Source organism: Achromobacter sp. (assembly GCF_057314935.1).
In genome coordinates this window covers 65,752-72,899 of the sequence record NZ_DBHKZA010000027.1, presented here as the reverse complement: position 1 = coordinate 72,899, position 7,148 = coordinate 65,752, and the positions used below count along the sequence as shown (strand labels likewise).

The window sequence follows — 7,148 nt, the reverse complement described above, 5'->3', positions numbered from 1 at the left end:
AGGCAACCTCAGTCACCACGCCGACGAAGCTACTCCTCAGATCCCGCAGCCGGACTCACTTCCCCCAGATACCGGCAATCCAGTTCCAGACTCAACTCGTCCATCCCCAGGATATCGATTTCCACGGCAGTCCCGCGCTCCAACTCGGGCATTCCGCCCACCCGGGTCACCAGCGGCGCATTCGCGAACCGCACCAGGTCGTCGCGCAACACGTGCGCCACCGTGCGGGTCACGCCGTGTTGCTTCAGCCAGCGCAGGCACCAGTAGCGCTCCATCGCGCTCTGGAACTCCGCCCACGCCGCGTACTGCGCGTCGAACGCGCCGATGATCGCGAAGAGGTCCGCGTCGCGCGGCTTGAACGGGGCCACCAGGCGGGCCGACACGCCGTGCTCCACGGCGGCGATCAGTTGCCATTGGTTGACCAGGTCGACATAGCGGCGCAGCGGCGACGTGCTCCAGGCGTATTGCGGCACGCCGATAGCCTCGTGCGGCAGCGCCTGCGTGCTCATGCGCACGCGGCCCGCCTGTTGCGAACGGTAGATGCCCGGCACGCCGTGCTGGTGCAGCAAGCCGCCCCACTGGTTGTTGGCCAGGATCATGTATTCGGCCACCATCCGGTCCAGCGGCGCGTTGCGCTGGCGGGGCACCAGGCGCACGGGCGTGTCCGGGTCGTCCGGGTTGCCGTCCAGATAGAAGCTGTATTCCACCCGCGAATTGTTCTCGGGCTTGCCGCGCACCTTCTCGCGTTGCGCGGACAGCGCCTGGGCCAGTTTCCACAGGGGGCGCAGCCAGTGGCCGTACGGCATGTCCGCCGTCGGATCGGCCAGGCTGGCCTCCGTGACCTGCGCATCCAGCATGTTGTGGCGCAGGTTCTCGCGCACCACCACGCGCTCAAGGCGCGTTTCGGATTCGAAGATCTCGCCCGTCTCCGGGTCGGCCACGACATACAGCGACAGCACCGGCACTTCGCGGCCGGCATCCAGCGAGAACGCCTTGATGACGTTGTCCGGCTGCATCGGGATCTTGTCGCCCGGCATGTAGACCGTGGACAGGCGGGCGCGGGCCAGCTTGTCGAACTCGCTGTCGCGGGTCACGGTCAGGCCGGGGGCGGCCACGTGCACGCCCACGCGCAGGCGCCCGTCGGGCAGCTCCGTGACGGACAGCGCGTCATCGATTTCGGTGGTGGTGACATCGTCCACCGAATAGATCTCGGCGTCCGACAGCGGCAGTTCGCGGTCGACGGGCGGCAGTTCCAGGTCGGGGAAAGCCAGCCCGCGCGGGAAGTTCACCGCCAGGAAGCGGCGCTTGTGCAAGGCCAGCGCGTGCGGCCAGGCGCCCAGCTCGAGCAGCAGGCGGTCCGGCGTCTTGCCCAGCTTCGCGCAGGCCGCGTCCAGGGCCTTCCATTGCTGCGTGTTCTTGTCCGGGCGGATCAGCAGGGACTCGGCGGCCTGGGCGATGGGTTCGGGCAGGCGCCCGGCGGCCATCTCGTCCACCCATTCCTGCTGCTGCTCGGCCTGGCGCTGCTTCTTGTCCAGCGCGGCCAGGGCGGCGGCCAGGATATCGGGCGGGGCAGGGCGGTAGCGGCCCTTGCCGCGGCGATGGAAGTACGCCGGCGCGCCATGCAGGCGCATCAGCAAAGCGGCTTGCTCCACGGGCGTGGGGGCGTGGCCGAAGTAGTCGGCGGCCAGGGCGGGCGTGTCGAATTCTTCCTGAGGCGCGCATTCCCACAGGAATTGCAGGTCCAGGGCCTCGGCGGCCGCGGCCGCCTGGCTCATCAGCGCCGCCGGCTCGGGCGACGCGAAATTGAACAGGGTGTTGGCGCGCTTGATCTTGCTGCGCTTGCCCGACTCCGACTCCACCTGCAGGCTGGCGTCGGTCTCGGACAGGATATTGCCGGCCTTGAAGCTGCCGTCGTCTTCGTAAAACACATACATGGTGGGGATCGTCCTGGGCGGCGCGCACGCGCCGCCTTGCGCAGCTATATAGAGTGTTGAGGTCTGGTACTGATTATTGGGGGCGAACCTGTCTGGCGCCAAGGGCAAATTCAAGCACCTCGGGCATCCATTGCGCGAAATCGGATAAACCGTGGTCGCTACCCTGCACGATACGCTGGCGGCAACCCGCGTAGCGATCGCGCATTTCATGCCAATCCAGCACCTCGTCGCCGGTCGCCGCCACCAGGAAGTACCGGTCAGGCTGCGTGATGCGAGGGGCATGGATGGCCGCCAGTTCGTCCACATATTCGGGCAAGAAGACGAACGGCGCGTCGGAATGATACATGTGGTGTTCGCCGACCTGGGTGGCCAGGTCGCGCGCGGCCTCCACGGCCGGGTTCAGCAGGACCGCCTTGCAGCCCAGTTGCTCGGCCAGCCACGTGGCGTAGAACCCGCCCAGCGAAGAGCCGATCACGGTCAGGGCGCGGGGGCTGTCGGCGCCTTCCAGCTGGCGCCGGGCGATGCCCATGGCCAGGTCGATCGCTTCCCGGGGGCTGGCGGGCAACTGCGGGCAGGCCCAATCGGCGGCCAGCCCAAGCTGGGCCATGGCGTCGGCCATCATCCGGGCCTTCATCGAGGTGGGCGAGGAGCGAAATCCGTGCAGGTAGAGAATCATTTCGTGCTCGTCCGGTAGCGGTCCGCCGTTCAGCCGCGTGCCTGCAAGGCGTCCAGCAGCTTGCCGTGGATGCCGCCAAAGCCGCCATTGCTCATGACCAGCACCTGGTCGCCCGGGCGGGCGGCGGCGGTCACGGCCGCAACGAGCGCGCCGATGTCATCGTAACTGGAAGCCCGGTCGCCCAGGGGCGCCAGGACGTCGGCCGGGTTCCAGCCCAGCGCATGCTTGCCGCTGTGCGCGCCGAAGCAGAACACCAGGTCGGCGTCGGCCAGCGCCTCGGGCAGGCGGGCGGCCATCGTGCCCAGCTTCATGGTGTTGGATCGGGGTTCAAGCACCGCCAGGATGCGCGCCGATCCGACCTGGCGGCGCAGCCCTTCCAGGGTAGTGGCGATGGCGGTGGGGTGGTGGGCGAAATCGTCGTAGACCTTCACGCCATTGACGGTGCCGCGCAGCTCCATGCGCCGCTTGACCCCGGCAAAGCGGGTCAGGGCGTCGATGCCCTGTTCAGCGGGCACGCCGACATGCTCGGCCGCGGCCAGCGCCGCCAGCGCGTTCATGCGGTTGTGCTCGCCCGTCAGGTTCCAGCGCACGGTGCCGGCCGCCACGCCGTTGCGCAGCACGCCGAACGCGCCCTCGGCATCGGGCGGGGTGGCCTGCCAGGCGCCATCGGCGCCGAACGTGACGGTTTCCGACCAGCATCCGCGGGCAATCACGCGGTCAAGCGCGTCGGAATGGGCCGGACGCACGATGCGGCCGGAGCCGGGAATGGTGCGCACCAAGTGGTGGAATTGGGTCTCGATCGCCGCCAGATCGGGGAAGATGTCGGCGTGGTCGTATTCCAGGTTGTTCAGGATGGCGGTGCGCGGGCGGTAATGGACAAACTTGGAGCGCTTGTCGAAGAACGCCGTGTCGTATTCGTCCGCCTCGATCACGAAGGGGCGGCGCGCCGGGTCGTAGCGGGCCGACACGTGCAGGTCCTGCGCCACGCCGCCGATCAGGAAGTTGGGCGCCAGGCCGGTGGCTTCCAGCATCCACGCCAGCATCGAGCTGGTGGTGGTCTTGCCATGGGTGCCCGCCACCGCCAGCACGTGCTGGCCGGGCAGGACGTTGTCGCCCAGCCATTGCGGACCGGACACGTAACGCGCGCCCGACTCCAGGATGGCTTCCATCAGCGGGTTGCCGCGGCTGACCACGTTGCCGATCACGTACAGGTCTGGCTTGAGCGCCATCTGCTCGACGCCGAAGCCTTCGATCAGTTCGATCCCCTGTTCGGACAGCTGCGTGCTCATGGGCGGGTACACGCCCGCGTCGCAACCAGTGACCTTGTGTCCGGCGGCCCGCGCGATCAGCGCCAGGCCACCCATGAACGTACCGCAGATGCCAAGAATGTGCAGGTGCATTGAAAACTCTCCTGTCCTGCATTGTATATATAGCGGACCCGCGTTCCCTGCGCGTGGGTTTGCCCCGAGAGCGGCGGTTTTCGTCTCTGGCCCGCCCGACGACAAAAAACAGCGGCAGCGGTTATGATCGCGCCATGAATCGACGCCTACTTCTTTCCGCCGGCGTGGCGGTTGCCGCCACGGTTGCGGGCGGCTTGACCTTGCTGGGCCGCAAGTCCCAGAACCCCGCAGCGCCGGCCGAGGCGGGCGATCCCGTGGCCGGACTGATGCAATTGCAGATGCCTGACCTGAACGGCGCGACGCAGTCGCTGGCCGGCTGGAAGGGGCAGCCGATCGTGGTCAACTTCTGGGCAACCTGGTGCGCGCCTTGCGTCAGGGAAATGCCGGAACTCGACGCCTTGCAGAAAAAATACCCGCACGTCCGTTTTGTCGGCATCGGTGTCGATTCGGCGGCGAATATGCAAAAATTTGTCGAGAAAGTGCAAGTTTCCTACCCGCTGTGGGTGATCGGCGCCGGGGCGATCGATACCCTGCGCAAGCTCGGAAACCCCAGTGGCGGGCTGCCTTTTACCATCGTGTTCAACGCCGATGGCGGAATTAACCGGAAGATATTGGGTGAAATTCAGCCGGATGACCTTAGCCAAACCCTTTCTGGTTTGAAGGCGTAAGTCTGTTGGACAAATAGTAGGAATTGGCGTAAAAAGCTGGTTTATCGGCTGTTTTGCCAACAATTGGCAATCCACTCATTGGCAAGCGCATGGCGCAAAACATACTGGTATTGCATGGCCCGAACCTGAACCTGCTTGGCACCCGGGAACCTCATATCTACGGCAGTCTGACCCTGCCCCAGATCAATGAGCGCCTGGAACTGCTTGCAGGCGAATTGGGCGCCAAGCTGACTGCTTGGCAAGGCAATCACGAAGGTGCGCTGGTTGACCGCATTCAGGCGGCCCGGCAAGACGGCACGGACTTCATCATCATCAACGCGGCGGCATATACGCACACCAGCGTCGCAATTCGCGATGCGCTGGCTGGGGTCGCGATCCCATTTATTGAAGTACATTTGTCCAATCTGTATAAGCGAGAGCCCTTCAGGCATCACTCTTATCTGTCCGATTTGGCGATAGGCCTTATCAGCGGCCTCGGCGCGGACGGCTACGAGGCGGCTCTGCGTTACGCAGTGCGGCACTGATCTCGCACCAACTCACAGCTTTTACATCTTATACGGCGCGGACCCCACGCTGGGACGTCGTCGACACTATCTCGGGAAGCAGCTTCTATGGACCTTCGAAAACTCAAAACCCTGATCGACCTGGTGGCTGAATCGGGTATCGCCGAGCTGGAAATCACCGAAGGCGAAGGCAAGGTACGCATCGTCAAGTTCTCGCAGACCTTGCAGCCGGTGGCTTACCACCAGCCCGAAGCCGGCGCGCACGCCGCACCGGTGGCTCCGGCCGCGGCACCTGCCGCCCCGGCCGCCGAAGCCGCCCCGGTCATCCAGGGCCATGTCGTGAAGGCGCCGATGGTCGGCACGTTCTACCGTTCGCCGAACCCGGGCGCCGCCCCGTTCATCGACGTGGGCGCCACCGTCAAGGAAGGCGATCCGCTGTGCATCATTGAAGCCATGAAGCTGCTCAATGAAATCGAAGCCGACAAGTCCGGCGTCATCAAAGAAATCCTGGTCGAAAACGGTGAGCCCGTCGAGTACGGTCAACCCCTGTTCGTCATTGGCTGATAGCTGAAAATGTTCGAAAAAATCCTGATCGCCAATCGGGGCGAAATCGCCCTGCGCATTCAGCGCGCTTGCCGTGAGCTGGGCATCAAAACCGTGGTCGTGCACTCCGAGGCTGACCGCGAAGCCAAGTACGTGCGCCTGGCCGATGAATCCGTGTGCATCGGGCCCGCGCCGTCGCGTGACAGCTACCTGAACATGCCGGCCATCATTTCGGCGGCCGAAGTTACGGATTCCGAGGCAATCCACCCGGGTTACGGGTTCTTGTCCGAAAATGCCGACTTCGCCGATCGCGTCGAAAAGAGTGGCTTCGTCTTCATCGGTCCGCGTCCCGACACCATTCGCCTGATGGGCGACAAGGTCAGCGCCAAGCGCGCCATGATCGAAGCGGGCGTGCCGGTGGTGCCGGGTTCCGAGGGCGCGTTGCCCGAAGATCCGCAGGAAATCATCCGCATTGCGCGCGAAGTCGGTTATCCGGTCATCATCAAGGCAGCAGGCGGCGGCGGTGGCCGCGGCATGCGCGTGGTGTACACCGAGGCCGCGCTGTTGAACGCCGTCACCATGACGCGTTCGGAAGCGGGCGCCGCGTTCAACAACCCGGAAGTCTATATGGAGAAGTTCCTCGAGAACCCTCGCCATGTGGAAATCCAGGTGCTGGCCGATGGCGGGCGCAACGCCGTCTGGCTGGGCGAGCGCGACTGCTCCATGCAGCGCCGCCACCAGAAAGTCATCGAAGAAGCGCCGGCCCCGGGCATCCCGCGCCGCGCGATCGAGCGTATTGGCGACCGTTGCGCCGACGCTTGCCGCAAGATGGGCTATCGCGGCGCCGGCACGTTCGAATTCCTGTTCGAGAACGGCGAGTTCTATTTCATTGAAATGAACACCCGCATCCAGGTCGAACACCCGGTCACCGAACTGATCACCGGCATCGACCTCGTGCAGCAGCAGATCCTGGTCGCCGCAGGCGAGAAGTTCACGCTGCGCCAGCGCGACGTGCAGTTCAAGGGCCACGCGATCGAATGCCGCATCAACGCGGAAGATCCTTTCCGCTTCGTGCCCAGCCCCGGCCGCATCACGAACTGGCACACGCCGGGCGGTCCGGGCGTGCGTATCGATTCGCATGCCTACAACGGCTACTTCGTGCCGCCGAACTACGATTCGATGATCGCCAAGGTCATCACGTACGGCGACACGCGGGACCAGGCGCTGGCCCGTATGCGCATCGCGCTGTCGGAAATGGTGGTGGAAGGCATTTCGACCAACATCCCGCTGCATCGCGAACTGCTGCAGGACGCCCGCTTCATCGAAGGCGGCACCAGCATCCACTATCTGGAAAACAAGTTGGCTCAGCGTCCCTGACCGACCACTAGGGGCCTCACGGCCCCTTTTTGCCTTTGGGCCTACCC

7 protein-coding genes are annotated in these 7,148 nt (G+C 65.0%); 4 read left to right on the top strand and 3 right to left on the bottom strand.

Annotated elements, in window-relative coordinates; genetic code table 11:
* Nucleotides 1–29 precede the first annotated feature (29 nt).
* From ACO6D5_RS12530 to mpl, 3 genes are all read right to left on the bottom strand, one after another.
* A complete protein-coding gene (locus ACO6D5_RS12530) occupies nt 30–1,934 on the bottom strand; it encodes a ribonuclease catalytic domain-containing protein (protein WP_485825550.1) in 1,905 nt (634 codons plus the stop codon).
* 73 nt (nt 1,935–2,007) lie between these two features.
* The gene (locus tag ACO6D5_RS12525; RefSeq protein ID WP_315527941.1) at nt 2,008–2,610 is read right to left on the bottom strand and encodes a YqiA/YcfP family alpha/beta fold hydrolase; all 603 of its coding nucleotides are present in this window, start codon (nt 2,608–2,610) and stop codon (nt 2,008–2,010) included.
* Between the two features lie 29 nt (nt 2,611–2,639).
* Nucleotides 2,640–4,010 carry a UDP-N-acetylmuramate:L-alanyl-gamma-D-glutamyl-meso-diaminopimelate ligase gene (mpl, locus tag ACO6D5_RS12520; protein WP_485825549.1) on the bottom strand — a complete coding sequence of 457 codons (1,371 nt, stop codon included), beginning with the start codon at nt 4,008–4,010 and terminating at the stop codon, nt 2,640–2,642.
* A gap of 134 nt (nt 4,011–4,144) precedes the next feature.
* On the opposite strand from mpl, the gene ACO6D5_RS12515 reads away from it, so the two are divergent.
* The 4 genes from ACO6D5_RS12515 to accC all read left to right on the top strand — a co-directional run bounded on the left by ACO6D5_RS12515 (nt 4,145) and on the right by accC (nt 7,101).
* The gene (locus ACO6D5_RS12515) at nt 4,145–4,678 is read left to right on the top strand and encodes a TlpA disulfide reductase family protein (RefSeq protein WP_315527937.1); all 534 of its coding nucleotides are present in this window, start codon (nt 4,145–4,147) and stop codon (nt 4,676–4,678) included.
* An 89-nt stretch (nt 4,679–4,767) separates the two neighbouring features.
* On the top strand, nt 4,768–5,202 hold the full coding sequence (aroQ, locus tag ACO6D5_RS12510) for a type II 3-dehydroquinate dehydratase (RefSeq protein ID WP_006226654.1): 435 nt from the start codon (nt 4,768–4,770) through the stop codon (nt 5,200–5,202).
* 87 nt (nt 5,203–5,289) lie between these two features.
* On the top strand, nt 5,290–5,745 hold the full coding sequence (gene accB, locus ACO6D5_RS12505) for an acetyl-CoA carboxylase biotin carboxyl carrier protein (protein WP_006226655.1): 456 nt from the start codon (nt 5,290–5,292) through the stop codon (nt 5,743–5,745).
* Nucleotides 5,746–5,754: 9 nt separating this feature from the next.
* A complete protein-coding gene (accC, locus tag ACO6D5_RS12500; RefSeq protein ID WP_006226656.1) occupies nt 5,755–7,101 on the top strand; it encodes an acetyl-CoA carboxylase biotin carboxylase subunit in 1,347 nt (448 codons plus the stop codon).
* The last annotated feature ends 47 nt before the right edge of the window (nt 7,102–7,148 follow it).